Below are 16732 nucleotides of genomic sequence, written 5' to 3'. Positions count from 1 at the left end.
AATATGAATTTGCTTTAAAACTAAACGGCTCTCACAAACAATTGTCTGTAAGAGCCGTCCAACATTAAAAAAATAAACTATTATGGGTTTTGTTTGGGCTTTGCCATACTATTATTGCGTCCGCTGTGAGGTTTTCTCTCATTCATTTTATCTCTCATCATTCCTTCAGACTGGAATAGCTTCAATACTTTTTGGCAAGGAATCACCTGCTGCATCTTGTCAGCATATTTCTTTCTGTTATCAAGCAGTTTCTGTCCTACTTCGAAACTCTGCTGAAGCTTTGCTTTGGCTTCATCGTCAGATAATGTTTCAGGGTTGAAATCAGGGTTAAACTGGCTTTTTATCTGCTTCTGGTTATCTAAATACTCATTATAAAGCTGAGTAAATTCTGTTTTATCGCTGGCATCAATTTCGAGATTTTCTACCACCATATTATTCCTAAACTTTTTAAGAAGTTCTTTTCTCTCTTCAGGAGAAAGATTGTTTATTACCTCTTTTCGTTGTTTAGGGTCCATTTTTTTCCAGTCATAATCTGTAGTCTGTGCATTTTGTGCATTCAGGCCAAAACCATAAATAATAAAAAGTGTAAATAATATCTTTTTCATCTTTCTTAATTATATAAATCTAAATAAACGTCCTGAGTCGAATTGCTTGCAAGTTCTGATATTTCGGAATTGGAAAAAGAATCCAGATATTCATTCATTTTAATTTCTTCTTTTTTAGTGGCAGCTTTTACAGGCTGCGGAGCTGTTGCGCTTTCAACATCCTTTTTAGGAGTGTATGAAATAGTTTTAGTTCCCTGACTACTAACTGTTTGATTATTATTTTCAACAGAAGTTAAATCTGCTTCCAAAGTTTCATAAGCACGTTCGCTTTCTGTTTTTGGTTCCTGAATGTTGACTGCTAATGTTTTTGAATTCGCCACATCTGCCGCCGGATCATTGTCAGAATTAAAAACATACGTTGCCCCGAATATTAAAGCAAGCGATGCAGCAGCAGCATACATCCAGTTTAATTTGAAAACCGGTGCTTTTTTATTCGCTTTCACTTCGTTCATTACATTATCCTGGATATTTTCAAATAAATGATCCGGAATTTTGTAAATATTCTTACGTTCTAGTTTTTCTATGTCGAACTCTTTCATCTTTGTTTGTTCAAAAAATTATCTCTCGTAATTTTCTTTAATATACTCTTCTATTTTCTGTTTGGCATAATGATAATTCGTCTTTAAAGTCCCCACAGACATATCTACAATTTTAGAAATCTCTTCATAGGGTAAATCATCATAATACCGCATCATAAATACCAGTTTCTGCTTTTCGGGCAGGCTTTGTATGGCGTTCTGGAGCAGCAGCTGTATTTCTTCCGCATCTCCTTCCGTATTGTCGGCCACCAGGTTCTGCATATAATACTCAGGATCTTCATCCGTTTTCTGCATTTTTTTCAACTTATTGACCTGCTGTAATGCTTCGTTGGTAGCAATCCTGTAAAGCCAGGTATACAGCTGACTGTCATTTTTGAACTGGTGAAAATTCTGGTAAGCTTTAATAAAAGTCTCCTGTAGCGTATCCTGAGCAAGATCTCCATCCACAATAATTCTTCTGATATGCCAGTACAATCTGCTTTGATAAGCATCCATCAAGGCACGGACTCCTTTTTCCTGGGTCCGTGGATTCTGCATCAACGAAATAATTTCCGCGTCCTTAATCTTCATAAGATGCTTTCACTGTTTTGGATTACAAAAATAGCCGAAAGTTAAATTACTTATTCAATTTTCGGTCCAAATATTTAAAATAATATCAGATCATTATGTCATGTGCCTTACACAATAGGAACAGAGATATTCCACCATAAACTTCAGGGAGCTCTGCCTCCGTCTTCCTTTAAAATCTTATCTTTGTTAGATGCAAACTGTAATTATAGGTTCCGGAAATGTGGCTTATCACATGGCAAAGGCGTTTAGCCTGAAGAATATTCCATTAATGCAAGTTTTTGGAAGGAACGGCGAAGAATTAAAGAAGATTTCCGGGGAATTGAATGTTCCTTATTCTACGGAGCAACTTCAAGATGCAGACCTGTATATCATCTGTGTAAGCGATAACTCCGTTGAAAATGTTTCTCAGCTTATCACCAAAAAAGACTGTCTGGTTGCCCATACTTCGGGATCTCTTCCCAAAGAAATTCTGAAAGGCGCGTACCGAAAAGCGAGTTTTTATCCTTTGCAGACATTTTCAAAATCAAAAGAACTGGATTATGAGAAGATTCCGTTATTTATTGAAGCTGAAAATGAACAGGATAAACAGCTTCTTTTTGAAATTGCTTCCAAAATCTCAGAAAATGTGATGGAAAGCAGCCACGAGAAAAGAAAATATATCCACCTTACCGCAGTTTTTGCCTGCAATTTTGTCAATCATCTTTTCGCAAAGGCAAAGGAGATTTCAGATTCGCAGGAAATTCCGTTTAATTATTTTCTGCCTTTGATTGATGAAACAGTACAGAAAATTCATGAGATCGAGCCTAAAGCCGCCCAAACCGGCCCAGCCGTAAGAAATGATGTGAGGATACTGGAAATACATGAACAGTTATTAAAAGGCGAAAGTCTTGAAATTTATAAAACAATGAATCATTCTATTCAAAAAATGTATGAGCTATAAAGAGAAATTAAAAGATATTAAGGCATTTGTATTTGATGTAGACGGAGTTTTTACAGATGGAAGCGTTTATCTGATGCCCGGTGGAAATATGTGCAGGGTAATGAATGTTCTGGATGGCTATGCAGTAGTTAAAGCACTAAAAAACAATTATTTAATCGGAGTAATCACTGGCGGAAATGATGAAATGGTAAAGCACAGGATCAATTATCTTGGAATAGAGGATTATTATCCAAAGTCACACGATAAAATGGTTGACTTTGAAGATTTTAAAAAGAAATACAATCTTAAAAATGAGGAGATCCTGACAATGGGAGATGATCTTCCTGATATTCACATTATGGAAAATTCTGCTATTTCAGCCTGTCCTGAAAATGCCGTTCCTGAAGTAAAGGGAATATCTGATTATATTTCTGCCAAAAAAGGAGGAAGCGGGGCAGTACGTGATGTAATCGAGCAGGTCATGAAGGTTCAGGGGAACTGGCATGATGATAATACGCAATCTGTATAAAAACTTATGAAATTACTTTTAGCATCCCAGTCACCAAGAAGAAAAGAACTGCTTTCAAGCTTAGGCTTCGATTTCGAGGTTGTAAAAATAGATTGTGAAGAAATTCTTCCCAAGGATATCAAAATAGGAGAGGCAGCAGCTTATCTGTCTGAATTAAAGGCAGCAGCATTCAGAAAACTGTCTGATGATGAAGTACTGTTAACAGCCGATACTGTAGTTGCAATAGATAATAAGGTCCTTGGAAAACCGAAAGAAGGGAATGAAGCAAAGCATATGCTGCGGCTGCTTTCTGGAAAAACTCATCAGGTTTATACGGGAATTACCATAAAATCCGTTAATAAAACATGGACCGAAACTGATGTTGCGGATGTGGAATTTGATAAAATTACCGATGATGAAATAGAATATTACGTTCAAAATTTCAAACCTTTCGACAAAGCAGGCAGCTATGGCATCCAGGAATGGCTGGGCATGGCCAAGATCAGCAGGATGAATGGAAGCTTTTATACGATCATGGGACTTCCTACTCATTTGGTTTATAAAATTTTGAAAGAAATATAAATATTATTCATTACAAAATTTTGTTATTTTTACAAAATCATCAGCTGCTCATAATAAAAAGCAGATAAGAGAGTTATATTGAATAATGAAAAAGAATATATTATTCCTTTTAATCATGTGCATCGTTGCTTCCTGTGCTACCAAGACCAAAAAGCCGGAACAGCGATCAAAATTCATGAAAGGATTCAACACATATTACAATACCCTTTTTAATGCAAAAGATGCGTTAAACAGCGAATTCACGAGCAGAGACAAGGGACACAAGGACAATTTTTATGCGCCTTATATTCCTATTCTTACTATTGAAGATCAGCCTTTGGGAAGTGATCTGGGCCAATCTGCCGCCTTCGCTGAAAATTCCATGAAAATGGCTGAAGTAAACAGACCTTCTTCTGAAAGAGGAGCTCCGGGGATGCCACCCGGAATGCCCGATGCACAGGGAAATACAACTCCCGGAATGCCTGATGAGCTCCAGAACAAGGGAGCAACTACGTTAGAAATTGCTGAGGCAAAGGCTCAGAAAGCCATCAACAAATATTCTGTTATCAGAAACGGTGAAGAAAAGAATAAAAAGATTTTTGACGCTTACATGATTCTTGTACAGTCCAGAATCTACCAGAACAAGGCCGTACAGGCCCTGGATGCCCTGAACTATGTTTTCACCCACATGAAGGATGATAAAAGGCTTCCTCTGGCAAGAATCTACCAGGGTGTAGCCTATGCGCAGATCAAAGATTATCATAAAGCCAACGAAACTTTTGCCAAACTACAGGGTGAGGATATTAATAAAAGCTATGCTAAACTGCTGAGCATTTATCATTCTGAGGCTCTTTTGGACGCAGGAAAGCTGGAGGAAGCCGGAGCTGAACTGGACAGGGCTTTTGAGCTGAATTCTGACAGAAAACTGAAAAGCAGGATAGCCTATCTGAGAGGACAGGTTTCTGAAAACCTGGGACAAAATGATAAAGCCCGTGAAAGCTTTACCCAGGCTTATAAATATGCCAATGATTTTGAGTTTGAAGTAAAATCCCAAATTGCCATTGCTAAAACCTTCAATGGAAAAGGGGATTATAACGGAGCCAAAAACTATCTGGAAGGGATCAGTAAGAAAGGAACTTACGGCTCCAGAAAGAATGAATTTTACTATGCTTTAGGTTTAATGGCCAACAAAGCCGGAAAGAAAGACGAAGCTCAGGAATTCTTTAAAAAATCTCTTTTTGAAAAGGTCTCAGATCCACAGGTAAGAGGTCTTACATATTATGAAATAGGGAAGAGCTACCTGGAAAAAAACGATTATATCGGCGCCGGAACTTATTATGATTCCGCTCTTACAGTCATGACTTACGAGCCTTCTAAGGTCCTTTTAAAAGACCAGTCTGAATATATTAAGAAGATTTCTAAAAACTATTATCTGATCAAGAAAAACGACAGTATTCTTTCTTTAGCGAAGATGAATGATGCTCAGAAAACAGATTTTTTCTCGAAGTATATCGCCAAACTGAAAGTTAAGGAAGAAAAAGAAGAACAGGAGAGAAGACGTGCAGAAAGAAGCAAAGGTTTTGATTCGGGGGATTATAGCGCGAATTCAATTTTTGCCAATAACACCAATTCTTTTGAAGATTTTGGGGTTACCACCAAAGGTTTTTATTTCAGCAATACAGGAACAATAAGCAAAGGATCATCTTCCTTTAAGCAGATCTGGGGAGACAGGGCATTAGCTGATAACTGGCGTTATTCTAAAAAGATGGCGACTATTGAAGATATGAAAAATGAAGCTCTTGGCGTGACTTCGGCACCTAATCCAAGACGTTTTGAGCCGACTTACTATATTGAGCAGATTCCTACTGATCAGGAAAAACTGAGCCAGTTAAAGAAAGACAGAGACACTGCTTCATTAGGTTTGGGTGTCATGTATCAGAATTATTTTACGAATACCCCTTTGGCAACAAAGACATTATATGATCTTGTAGATGTAAAACCTGAGGAAAAAGTAATGCTTCAGGCTCTTTATGAAATCTTTGCAATGAATTACCAAAAGAATCCTCAGGTCTCTGAAAGAGCAAAACAGATTCTTTTGACCGATTATCCTTATACTTCTTATGCTGAATTTGCAAGAAACCCTAAGAATAATTCATTCGTGAAATCATCAGCAGATGTTGAAAATGAATACAAAAAGGCTTACGCTCTTTATGAAGCTGAAAAGTTCGGGGAAAGCCGTGACATCATAGATCAGACGATACAGAAGTATCCCAAAGATGCCCTTGTTCCGAAATTCCACCTATTGAATGCATTCAACACCGGGAAAATGAGCGGAAAAGAGGTAATGATTCTGCAGCTTGAACAGATCGCACTGAATTATTCTAAAACTCCGGAAGGCATAAAAGCGAAAGAAATGCTAAATTATCTGAAAAGTGAGCTTTCTTTCCAGGCAACAGATAATAAAGGAAATTCTCTTCCACAGCAGCCACAAATGCCGGCGCAACCTGTACAGAATATGAATAATGGTATTCCTCAGAATCCAGCCGGAAATGATAAAAACAGCCAGCTTCAGCAGGTACAGGACGCAGATACAGAGCCCAAAAAGCCTAAACAGAAACTGAAAAAAGATAGAGATAAGGATAAAGAAAAAAATCCTGATGGTATTCCGGAAATGCCCAAATAAATAAAAAGCGAAGAATTACTCTTCGCTTTTTTTTATGTAACTGCTTATTTTTTTATAGTCATACAGAATCTGAAGATTTCTTTTTCTTCACCCCATGGAAATCTTTGAGATAGAACGGTTCAAAGTAGGCAATATCTTCAAACTCTTTTTTATCTATCATTTCTATGGTCTTTCTGATCAGGTATTGTGCAGAAGGGTAGATATCATTCCTAAATTCTGCATCCGGAAGATTCAGAATTTCTTCGGCCTTCTTAGCGCCGTCGCCTACAAAAATCACCTTTTTATCTTTAAATTCCCCGAAAGAGGTTTCATCTAAAATTTTGGCTTCGGTCGGTGAAAGTTCTTTTCCTGTTTTGCCGTCATAAGCAGCCGTATAAACCTCCATTCTCCTCGCATCGACTAATGGCACTATATAATCGTAGTTTTTGCCTAAAAAAGGCTCTATCATGCTTTCTAGAGAATTTACTGCGATTAAGGGAACCTTCAGTCCATAGCAAAAACCTTTTGCAGAGGCAGCCCCAATCCTTAATCCGGTGTAGGAACCAGGCCCTTTACCTAATGAAATGGCCTCTATATCTTTCATGGTAAGCCCTGCTCCTTCCAGCGCCCACTCCACAAAGGTATGTAGGCTTTCAGATTGTTTATAGTTTTCAGAAACTTCTTCGCACAGGCACAGGAGCTTTTCATCGTCTGAAATAGCTACCGAACAGTTTTTGGAAGAGGTTTCGAGGTATAATACTCTCATTTTCTTAATTTAAAAATTGCAGAAAGCGAAATTGCTTTAGTTTATGCAAATTTATGGCTTTATTTCTATCTATGCCAGCTCCATAGTTTTTGCCCATTCCAAAAAAGTAAATGAGAAAAGGAGGATAAAAAGTGATATTTTTTCACCTTATTTTCTGTAAATCGTTCTCGGCTCGCTCTGTGCACTAGGATAAATGGTCATATCCGAAACCATCACATGTTTTGGAGCATTAATGCAGTAAGCAATAGCATCAGCAATATCTTCTGCCTTTAAAGCTTCATATCCTGCATATACAGTAGAAGCTCTTTCACTGTCTCCTTTAAACCTTACGAGAGAGAAGTCTGTCTCTACCGCGCCTGGCTGGATATTGGTCACTTTGATCCCGAATTCAGTAAGTTCCAGACGCATTCCTTCAGAAATCACATCAACTGCTTTTTTAGTTGCACAGTAAACAGTTCCGTTGGCATAAGTCTGTCTTGCCGCCACTGAACTAATGTTTACAATATGCCCTGAATTACGGTCTTTCATGGAAGGGATGATCATTTTGGAAACATATAAAAGCCCTTTTACATTCCCATCGATCATAGAATCCCAATCATCTGTCTTTCCGGCAGAAAGAGGATCTAAACCGTGTGCATTTCCTGCATTATTAATAAGAACATCAATAGCTTTCCATTCTTCCGGCAGTGAACTTATTGCTTTTTCAACTTCTTCAAGATTCCTTACATCAAAACTTAAACTAAATATTTCGGTAAATTGAGAAAGCTCAGCCTTTAAAGATTCCAAAACTTCATTTCTTCTTCCACAGATAATAATTCTGTTTCCCTGTCTGGCCAAAAGCTCTGCAGTAGATTTTCCTATTCCGGAAGTAGCTCCGGTGATGAGTATTGTTTTCATTGTATTGTAAAATGTATAGTTGTATAGTGTGCAAAGTATTTAGTGATTTTAATTTGCATCTAATGCTTCAAAAGCACTTTCAATATGTTCTATATCTAAATTTCCTTTTCCGTCAGCAAGAACAGAAATAATATCAAATCTTACTTCACTGCTTTTGTTAAATTCTTCAAGATAATGATTGGCCGCAATAACTATGGATCTGATTTTTGTTTTGGTTACCGCCTCCTGAGGCAGCATAAAGGCATCTGTGGAACGTGCTTTTACTTCTACGATGATAATTAAACCCTCTTTTTCAGCAATAATATCGATTTCAGCTTTCTGAAACCGGAAATTTCTGGTAACAATCTTATAGCCGTTCTTCTGCAGATATTCTGCTGCAAGGTCTTCCGCTATTTTACCAAAATCATTATGTGTTGCCATTATTTAAAAGATAATTTATGGTGTGTTGATATCCACACTTCTCTGTTTTTGCAGTCCCAGTAAAATCGTTTTGAAAACAAATCAAACTCACTTTTTTCTGAGGGTTTGAACAGAGTATCATTCAATTTATAAAAATCAATATTTTCAAGCTTATCAAGTGTAAAACCCATTCTGTTCTTGAGTTCAAATGTTTTAAAATCGGGTTTAGAAGCATAGTTCCTTCTTTCCCAAATCTTTCCTCTCTGATCATACTGAGAAAGGGTGTACTCAGCATTACAGGGACATTTCTCTTTATATTCAAACTTTAGTCCTTTGTAAAAGAATAGAAAATAAGAGACTACACTAACTAAAAACAGAATATAAAGCATGCTTTTCACCAGATCCGGAGTGATTTTTATGGGCTCAAAATTTTCAGTAAGCTTCATCCGGAATCATCTTTTTTCTAAAACTCAATCTTAACCTTATCTCCGACCTTCATATTAACTTTCCCTCCAATGATTAAAGGTCTGTTATCTTTAATATGTCCATTCGGAAATCCAAAAACAGTTGGGAATTTATATTTTGAAATTCTGTCAGAAATTAGCTTGTAGGCAAATTCATCGAAGCTTTCTTCATAGCTTTTATTCTCTTTTTCATCACCCATATTGGTCATCCCACCAACGATCAATCCTTTTATTTTATTGAAAACTCCGGCTAATTCCAGGGTCATAATCATTCTATCCAAAGCGTAAAAATTTTCCCCTATATCTTCAATGAATAAAATCTTATCCCTGAAGTCAAAGGAATACTTGGTTCCTAAAAGCGCATAGATCAAAGCTAAATTACCTCCGACCAGCTCTCCTTCAATATTCCCTGCCTTATTAAACTTATGTGATTTTAAAGCATATTCAGGCCTTTTCCCTTTCAAAATATCAAAAACCAGATCATAGCTTTCATCTGTAACTCCAAAGCTGGAAGTTTTAATGGTTTGTCCATGAATAGATGCAAAACCTTTTTTCAATAAATAGCTTTGAATAACAGTATTATCGGAATAACCGATATACCATTTCGGATTATTTGTAAAGTTTTTCAGCTTTAAGTGCTGAACCAGATGCTGGCAGCCATAACCTCCTCGAGAGGCCCAGATTGCTGAAATATCCTGATCATTTAAAGCCCAGTTGATATCTTTAATTCTTTCCTGTTCTGTACCGGCGTAATTATAGCCGTTTGAATATTTAGTATAAAGGTGTTCGCCCAGAACGGGTTCAAAACCTTTGTTTTTAATCATTTCTATTCCCTTTTCAAGCTGAGAAACATCTACAGCTCCGGCAGGGGAAATAACAGCTATTTTAGACCCTTTTTTAAGGGCCTTGGGAAATATTATTTTTTTCATTCTGTTTTTTGATACTTGATTTCTTTTTTCTCAGCTTCTTCTAAACGCCTGTCGAACTGATTAAATTTCTTAAAGCTCTGCAGAAAGATGAAGAAACTGAAAACAATAAGAATCCCACCAACGATTCTTCTGATCTGGTTGGCAAGCTTCTGGGTAAGTTTATCGTGAAATTGTTTTGCTAAGAATATTTTGGCCAGGTCGATACACAAATAGGTACCAATAACGATACTCACATACAGTATAAAACTGCTGGTATCAGGGTACTGGTTTCTTACAGAGATTACTGTAACCAGCCAGAAAAGAATAACCCCCACATTTAAAAGATTGAAGAAAAAACCATTGAAAAACGTTTTAAAATAGTTCTGGCCAATGATTTTTTCTTCACCGGGCATATGCATTTTGGTCCTGGTGACCATCATGACAATCCCATATACAAAAATAAGTATGGAAGTGATCCTGTAAAATCCGGGATGCTTATCTATTAATGTTACAATATCCGCACTTGCATAATATGCAGCAACAATGCATAATAAATCTGCCGTAATGACTCCGAGATCCAGTGCCAGAGCATGTCTTGGCCCTCTGGTGAAGCTGGTCTCAATTAAAAGGAAAAAAATAGGTCCTATAAAAACCAGGCTCAGCATAAATCCTAAGATAATAGCAGATAGTACAAGTTCAAACATTCAATAGTATTTTAAATGAAAAAAAATTTCATCCCATTAATACAAAGTTAGACTTTATGATTTAATTAATCAACAATCTTAAAGTCTAACTGTTTTTGAATAAGGTTGGCTTTTACCACTTTGATCTGAACCTGATCTCCTAACTGATATTTTTTACCGGTCCTGTTGCCATACACTGCATGGGTCTTTGCGTCATAAGAATATGAATCATCTACCAGATCCCTTAATTTGATTAATCCTTCAGCTCCGTTTTCAGGAATTTCAACCCAGAAACCGAATTCTGCAACACCTGAAATAACTCCTGTAAATGTTTCTCCAAGATGTTTTTCCATAAACTTCACCTGCATGAACTTGATGGAATCTCTTTCTGCGTCGGCAGCCAGTCTTTCCATAGAACTGCAGTGTTTTGCTTTGTCTTCCAGCTCCTGCTTGCTTGGAGATTTTCCTCCGTCAAGATAGTGCTGTAAAAGGCGGTGGGCAAGAAGGTCAGGATAACGTCGGATAGGAGAGGTAAAGTGGCTGTAGTATTCGAAGCCTAAACCGTAATGGCCGATAGGCTCTGTAGAGTATACCGCTTTGCTCATACTTCTCATGGCCAACGTTTCGATCATATTTTCTTCTCCTTTTCCTTTGACATCGGAAAGAAGCTTGTTTAAAGATTCTGCAACTTTCTTGGTATTGTCAAGATTCATTTTGTACCCGAAAGTAGAGACAAAATCTCTCAATGCTTCCAGTTTTGCAGGATTCGGATCATCGTGGACCCTGTAAATAAAGGTATTGTTTGTTACTCCACCTTTACTGTTCAATGATACAAATTCAGATACTTTTTTATTGGCTAAAAGCATGAATTCTTCGATCAGGTGATTGGAATCTTTACTTATTTTAAAGTATACCCCGATAGGCGAGTTGTTTTCATCCAGATTGAATCTTACTTCACTTCTGTCAAATGTAATAGCTCCGTTTCTTACACGTTCGTCACGCATGATTTTGGCTAACCTGTCAAGGGTATTGATTTCCTCTGCAAGGTCTCCCTGGCCTGTTTCTATACGTTCCTGAGCTTCTTCGTAAGTAAATCTTCTATCTGAATGAATCACTGTTCTTCCAAACCATTGTTTCTTGATCTCAGCTTTATCATTCAACTCGAAAACTGCAGAGAATGTATATTTATCTTCATTAGGACGAAGTGAACATACATCGTTACTCAAAACTTCGGGAAGCATTGGAACCACACGGTCTACAAGGTATACCGAAGTTGCCCTTTTGTAAGCCTCATCATCCAGGATAGTTCCCGGAACTACATAATGTGAAACGTCTGCAATATGCACACCGATCTCCCAGTTTCCGTTTTCCAATTTTCTTATTGAAAGCGCATCATCAAAGTCTTTTGCGTCCTTAGGGTCAATGGTGAAGGTACAGATATCACGCATATCCCAACGCTTTGCAGCTTCTTCATCGGTAATCCTCCTGTCAATTTTATCCGCATCGAGCTCAACTTCCTGTGGAAAATCGTAAGGAAGGCCATATTCCGCAAGAATAGAGTGGATCTCAGTTTCATGCTCACCCGGAGCTCCCAATACCTGGATGATTTCTCCTTCAGGATTCTTATCACCCGGCTTCCATTCTATCATTTTTACCACAACTTTATCGCCATTTTCAGCACCTCCGAATTTAGATCTTGGAATAAAGATATCTGTGTGAATGGATTTTTTATCACAAACCACAAATCCAAAATCTTTATGGGCAACCACCTGGAATGTTCCTACAAATTCAGTTCTTGCTCTTTCCAGAACTTCCAATACGGAACCTTCCAGTTTTTTTCCTTTGAAATGATAAGTCACAATCAGGACTTTATCGCCCTGTAATGCATCTTTCACATTTTTGGAATGAATAAAGATATCATCTTCCACACCTTCTACATTAACATAGGCATTTCCGGATTGGTTAAAATCAATGACTCCTGTCAAAGTTCCTGCAATCTTCAGATTAACGATATATTTTCCTTTTTCTACTTCTTTGATCTTTTCAGAGCCCTGAAGTTTGTGAAGGGCCTGGATCACCAGCTCTCTCTGGCGGGGGTTTTTATACTCTATTCCGTCTGCAATCTGCTTATAATTATAGATCTTCGATGAATTGGTATTCATGAAACGCAGGATCAGTCTTCCGATCTCTATGAGTTTCTGTTCGTTTTTATGGCTTATATATTTACCTTTTCTTGGCATTTTTAATGTTATTTAATTGTTATTATTGTAATAATCCGTTTTTGAAATCTCTGAACTGCAGAGTTTTTAAATTCAAAATAAATAAGATCACGAATTAAAACTTTCTATTTATTATTTTTTCCTCCATATTAAGAGACATTTCAATAAAATCACTTTCAGGAATTATTACCTCTTTATGGATACTGTTTTTATATTTTCTTATTAATTCAACAGCATCAATTTTCTTTCCAATTTATTTACAATGGAACTTAGTCTGTTAAAATTACTACAAATATGGAGAAGAGGGGAGAAAAACCTGTGAATAAATATCTTTTAGGTATTCAGGTTTGGGATGGAAATAATAGACTGGTAATTTCTATTAACTGTTGCAAAGATACAAAATAAAAAATAAATAAGGCCTGCAATTTGATTTACAGGCCTTTATATATTTTAGCAAACAGCAATTTTATCTACTCTGTTCTGGTGTCTTCCTCCTTCAAATTCTGTAGAAAGAAATTTTTCAGCAATTTCTATGGCTAATTCTTTAGAGATAAACCTTGCCGGTATTGAGATCATATTGGCATCATTATGCTGTCTTGCCAGCACTGCAATCTCCGGCATCCAGCAAAGTGCGCATCTGATCTTCTGGTGTTTGTTCGCTGTGATCTGAACTCCGTTTCCGCTTCCGCAGATCAATATTCCCAATTCGTTCTCACCATTTTCCACAGATGTTGCGGCAGGGTGAACAAAGTCCGGATAATCCACACTGTCTGTGGAAAACGTGCCAAAATCCTGAACATCAAATTGTTCTGAAAGATAGTTCTTAACAATCTCCTTGTATTCATAGCCTGCATGGTCTGCAGCAATAGCTATTTTTCTTTTCATAATACCTGTATTAAGTCTTTTTAGATTTTATTTCATGACAAAGGTAAGAATAATAACAAAGTCTGTTAGTTAATCCATGGTAATTTGTGAAAAGGTATGTGAATAACTGTGGAAAACTTTTTCCAACTTTCTGTTTTTAAAGATGGATTTATTTCGTAATGGGAAATGTATTTGAAAATTTTAACCACAACTTTCAAAATGTTTTCTCCACTTAATCCAAAGTTTTTCCATAATCAAATAACTAATAATGGATTTGTGGCAAACTTACTCACATCTGTTAATAAGTCTGTGAAAAGACAGATTTACAAGATATTACAATGTGAATTAAATATGAATTGAATAAAAATTATTTGTTACCAATTATTTTGATAAAACTTATCCCCGAAACTAACAATACTCAACAACAACTACATTATTCTTTTCTTTTAAAGAGAAAAAATTGTTGATTAGTGGGTGATTGGGTTGGGGGAAAGTTTTCAAAAAGTTTTGTTTTATTGGTTCTCTTGAAAATGTTTAAAAGCTTACATTTGTGAAACGAAAATTCAAAGATACTTATGAAAACAATCAATGATTTCAATTTTAAAGACAAGAAAGCTCTGGTAAGAGTGGACTTCAATGTTCCGCAGGATGATCAGTTAAAAGTAACAGATAATACAAGAATCGTAGCTGTAAAACCTACAGTAGAAAAAATTATTAATGACGGGGGCTCTGTAATCTTAATGACCCATCTTGGGAGACCTAAAGGCGAAGTAAAAGATGAATTCTCTCTTAAGCATATCGTAGATGAAGTTTCTGCTGTTCTTGGAAAGGAAGTTAAGTTTGTGGATGAATGTATCGGGGAAAAGGCTGAAAAGGCAGCTTCTGAGCTTCAGCCTGGTGAGATCTTATTGTTGGAAAATCTTCGTTTTCATAGTGAAGAGGAAAAGGGGGATGCAGGATTCGCTGAAAAGCTTTCAAAACTTGGAGATGCATTTGTAAATGATGCATTCGGGACAGCTCACAGAGCACATGCTTCTACAGCAGTTATTGCTCAATATTTTGAATCAACTAAGTTTTTCGGTTTATTAATGGCTAAAGAACTTCAGGCTATTGATAAAGTGTTGAGAAAAGGAGAGAAGCCTGTAACTGCTATACTTGGAGGTTCTAAGGTTTCAACTAAAATTACCATTATAGAAAATATACTTCCGGCAATTGATAATCTGATCATTGGAGGAGGTATGGCATTTACTTTTATTAAAGCTTTAGGCGGAAAAATAGGAAACTCATTAGTAGAAGAGGATAAACTTCCTTTAGCTCTTGAGATTTTAGGAAAAGCGAAGGAAAATAAAGTTAAAGTATATCTTCCTTCTGATGTTATTATTGCGGAAGCTTTTAATAATGATGCGGAAAGAAAAGAAGCAGATATCTATGCAATTCCTGAAGGGTGGATGGGACTTGACGCAGGTCATAAATCAAGAGACCAGTTCAATGATGTATTGCTGAATTCAAGAACAATCCTTTGGAACGGGCCGATCGGAGTTTTTGAAATGTCAAACTTTGCGGGCGGGACAGTTGCTTTGGGAGACAGTATTGCTGAAGCTACAAAATTAGGAGCTTTCTCTTTAGTGGGAGGAGGTGACAGTGTTGCTTTTGTGAAGCAGTTCGGTTATGATGATAAAGTGAGCTATGTTTCTACAGGTGGAGGAGCGATGCTTGAAAGTCTGGAAGGTTTGGAACTTCCTGGAGTTGCTGCTATCAATAAATAATATTTTATTTTTATATATAGGAGACCGTCAGATATGGCGGTCTTTTTTTGTTTTGCTTTTAAATTAAGAGTGAGTTGAGGCTAGTTTTCGAAAATGAGTGGTAAATTTCCAATTTTGTTAAAAAGATGTGGATATCTACATCTTTTTATAAAATTTATTTTCTGATGAAAATATGCTATTGGCGAATATTTTTTAAGGTTATTTTTTTTCACATGATCAAATTTTTAACCTTCATTCAAAATTTTGTAAAATAATTTGTTAGCTCAATTTTATTTTCAACAGCTTTTTTATTTTGGATAATTTTTCTAACCTGAAATTGGTCAATCAATAATCTTTAGAAATTTACAGCTTGCTATAAATTGATATACTCCTTTTTTACATTTTCTAAATTGTTAAAGGAATCGAGTAGGGGAGTTTTTAAATTTACTTTTTAATTTGACTTATATATTGATCAAAAAATAAACCCGGAATATTCTCCAGGTTTTGTTTTTTTTGTTGAAATTGGTGAAAATTGACCTTCAGAAATGGCTCAAAAATCGATTTTCTATCTTTTTTCGATAATGTATATCAAACTTGAAAATTCGTTCGAAAAAAGAGCCTTTACGTTAGAAATCGTTCCGTAAATAACTGCTTTTAGCCAAAAAAGAGGTGATTTTTTGTATTTTTCGCTCAGCATGGAGATGTAAAAAGAGTCAAGGACCAAAGGTTTGATTTTTCTCATTTTCCAGTTTGGTTTCTTGGAAATTAAATTTTCCATACCATTTTTGGAGAAATGATAAATATGTCTCGGTACATCATAAGCTGCCCAATATTCTTTGTAATGTTTTGCGTCATAAGAAGTAGGGTTGGGAACAGCTATAATGAGAAGTCCTTTATCTTTTAATTTTCTGTGAAAAATTTCAAGCATCTCATCCTGGTTCTCTACATGTTCAAAAACGTGCCATAATGTAATAGCATCTAAACTGTGGTCCTGAATAATGTTGATATTATCAATTACCGTTGTTTTGGATATTTTATTAAGTGCAGCTTTTCTGGCATCGGCATCAGGTTCAAAACCGAAAGTTTCAAAATCGTTTTCTATATATTTTACAAATTCTCCGGCACCGCAACCGTAATCAAGAACTTTAGATCCCTTTTTTATCCTGTCTGCGAGGATATTTTTTTTGTATTGCAGATTAAAAGACTGTAAGAATTTATAAAGCTTTTCTTTAAAACTTCCTGAATCCTGATGATGGGAAATATAATCTTCGCTTTCGTAATATTTGGAAATATTGGATGGAATAGGAGAGGTCTTGAAAACCCCTTTTGTTTCTGTTTCTTTTATTTCAAATATTTCCTGTGAAAGAAAATGATCCTTTATTCTCATTGAATTAATAACTTGATATTTAAAAATAAGGTATTT

Annotated in this window: 17 protein-coding genes; 5 read left to right on the top strand and 12 right to left on the bottom strand. The window is 36.2% G+C overall.

Features of this window, described 5'->3' with window-relative positions:
• Window positions 1-80 precede the first annotated feature (80 nt).
• From V6R96_RS03385 to V6R96_RS03375, 3 genes are read right to left on the bottom strand one after another with little or no spacing between them, the layout of a single operon-like run.
• The gene (locus tag V6R96_RS03385) at window positions 81-605 is read right to left on the bottom strand and encodes a hypothetical protein (RefSeq protein WP_223557875.1); all 525 of its coding nucleotides are present in this window, start codon (window positions 603-605) and stop codon (window positions 81-83) included.
• A gap of 5 nt (window positions 606-610) precedes the next feature.
• Window positions 611-1144: a hypothetical protein gene (locus V6R96_RS03380; protein WP_336378001.1), complete on the bottom strand. Its 534-nt coding sequence runs from the start codon at window positions 1142-1144 to the stop codon at window positions 611-613.
• Window positions 1145-1162: 18 nt separating this feature from the next.
• The gene (locus tag V6R96_RS03375) at window positions 1163-1714 is read right to left on the bottom strand and encodes an RNA polymerase sigma factor (RefSeq protein ID WP_034701130.1); all 552 of its coding nucleotides are present in this window, start codon (window positions 1712-1714) and stop codon (window positions 1163-1165) included.
• Between the two features lie 190 nt (window positions 1715-1904).
• Here V6R96_RS03375 and V6R96_RS03370 point away from each other — a divergent pair, with 190 nt between their 5' ends.
• The 4 genes from V6R96_RS03370 (at window position 1905) to V6R96_RS03355 (ending at window position 6385) form a co-directional block, all read left to right on the top strand.
• Complete coding sequence (locus tag V6R96_RS03370; RefSeq protein WP_336378000.1) at window positions 1905-2654, top strand: DUF2520 domain-containing protein; 750 nt, start codon at window positions 1905-1907, stop codon at window positions 2652-2654.
• Window positions 2644-3162, top strand: a complete 519-nt coding sequence (locus tag V6R96_RS03365) for an HAD family hydrolase (RefSeq protein WP_111953931.1) — start codon at window positions 2644-2646, stop codon at window positions 3160-3162. The genes V6R96_RS03370 and V6R96_RS03365 overlap by 11 nt, the downstream gene beginning before the upstream one ends.
• A gap of 6 nt (window positions 3163-3168) precedes the next feature.
• Window positions 3169-3723 (top strand): Maf family nucleotide pyrophosphatase, encoded by a 555-nt coding sequence (locus V6R96_RS03360; protein WP_336377999.1) that lies wholly within the window; start codon window positions 3169-3171, stop codon window positions 3721-3723.
• An 85-nt stretch (window positions 3724-3808) separates the two neighbouring features.
• Entirely contained in the window at window positions 3809-6385 is a 2577-nt protein-coding gene (locus V6R96_RS03355; RefSeq protein WP_336377998.1) for a tetratricopeptide repeat protein, read from the top strand.
• A 58-nt stretch (window positions 6386-6443) separates the two neighbouring features.
• Here V6R96_RS03355 and tsaB read toward each other — a convergent pair whose 3' ends face one another.
• The 8 genes from tsaB to rpiB form a co-directional block, all read right to left on the bottom strand.
• Window positions 6444-7130, bottom strand: coding sequence for a tRNA (adenosine(37)-N6)-threonylcarbamoyltransferase complex dimerization subunit type 1 TsaB (gene tsaB, locus V6R96_RS03350; RefSeq protein ID WP_336377997.1), 687 nt, complete (start codon window positions 7128-7130; stop codon window positions 6444-6446).
• A gap of 147 nt (window positions 7131-7277) precedes the next feature.
• On the bottom strand, window positions 7278-8027 hold the full coding sequence (locus V6R96_RS03345) for an SDR family NAD(P)-dependent oxidoreductase (protein WP_336377996.1): 750 nt from the start codon (window positions 8025-8027) through the stop codon (window positions 7278-7280).
• 48 nt (window positions 8028-8075) lie between these two features.
• Window positions 8076-8447, bottom strand: a complete 372-nt coding sequence (locus V6R96_RS03340) for a YraN family protein (RefSeq protein WP_111953939.1) — start codon at window positions 8445-8447, stop codon at window positions 8076-8078.
• A complete protein-coding gene (locus tag V6R96_RS03335) occupies window positions 8447-8872 on the bottom strand; it encodes a hypothetical protein (protein ID WP_336377995.1) in 426 nt (141 codons plus the stop codon). Before V6R96_RS03335 ends, V6R96_RS03340 begins: the two co-directional genes overlap by 1 nt.
• A 17-nt stretch (window positions 8873-8889) precedes the next feature.
• Complete coding sequence (locus V6R96_RS03330; protein ID WP_223557883.1) at window positions 8890-9819, bottom strand: LD-carboxypeptidase; 930 nt, start codon at window positions 9817-9819, stop codon at window positions 8890-8892.
• Window positions 9816-10502, bottom strand: coding sequence for a LysE family translocator (locus tag V6R96_RS03325; protein ID WP_306841085.1), 687 nt, complete (start codon window positions 10500-10502; stop codon window positions 9816-9818). The genes V6R96_RS03330 and V6R96_RS03325 overlap by 4 nt, the downstream gene beginning before the upstream one ends.
• A 65-nt stretch (window positions 10503-10567) precedes the next feature.
• Window positions 10568-12721, bottom strand: coding sequence for a ribonuclease R (gene rnr / locus V6R96_RS03320; RefSeq protein ID WP_336377994.1), 2154 nt, complete (start codon window positions 12719-12721; stop codon window positions 10568-10570).
• A 429-nt stretch (window positions 12722-13150) separates the two neighbouring features.
• Window positions 13151-13585, bottom strand: coding sequence for a ribose 5-phosphate isomerase B (rpiB, locus tag V6R96_RS03315; protein WP_111953949.1), 435 nt, complete (start codon window positions 13583-13585; stop codon window positions 13151-13153).
• 554 nt (window positions 13586-14139) lie between these two features.
• On the opposite strand from rpiB, the gene V6R96_RS03310 reads away from it, so the two are divergent.
• Window positions 14140-15330: a phosphoglycerate kinase gene (locus V6R96_RS03310; RefSeq protein WP_111953951.1), complete on the top strand. Its 1191-nt coding sequence runs from the start codon at window positions 14140-14142 to the stop codon at window positions 15328-15330.
• Window positions 15331-15874: 544 nt separating this feature from the next.
• On the opposite strand, the gene V6R96_RS03305 is transcribed toward V6R96_RS03310, so the two are convergent.
• Window positions 15875-16696: a class I SAM-dependent methyltransferase gene (locus V6R96_RS03305; RefSeq protein WP_336377993.1), complete on the bottom strand. Its 822-nt coding sequence runs from the start codon at window positions 16694-16696 to the stop codon at window positions 15875-15877.
• Window positions 16697-16732 lie beyond the last annotated feature (36 nt).

Origin of the sequence: Chryseobacterium sp. CCNWLW53, assembly GCF_037083525.1 — a bacterium.
In the GTDB taxonomy this organism is placed as follows: domain Bacteria; phylum Bacteroidota; class Bacteroidia; order Flavobacteriales; family Weeksellaceae; genus Chryseobacterium; species Chryseobacterium lathyri.
Note: the sequence above shows the minus strand (reverse complement) of the source record. Positions and strands in the feature narration are given on the sequence as shown.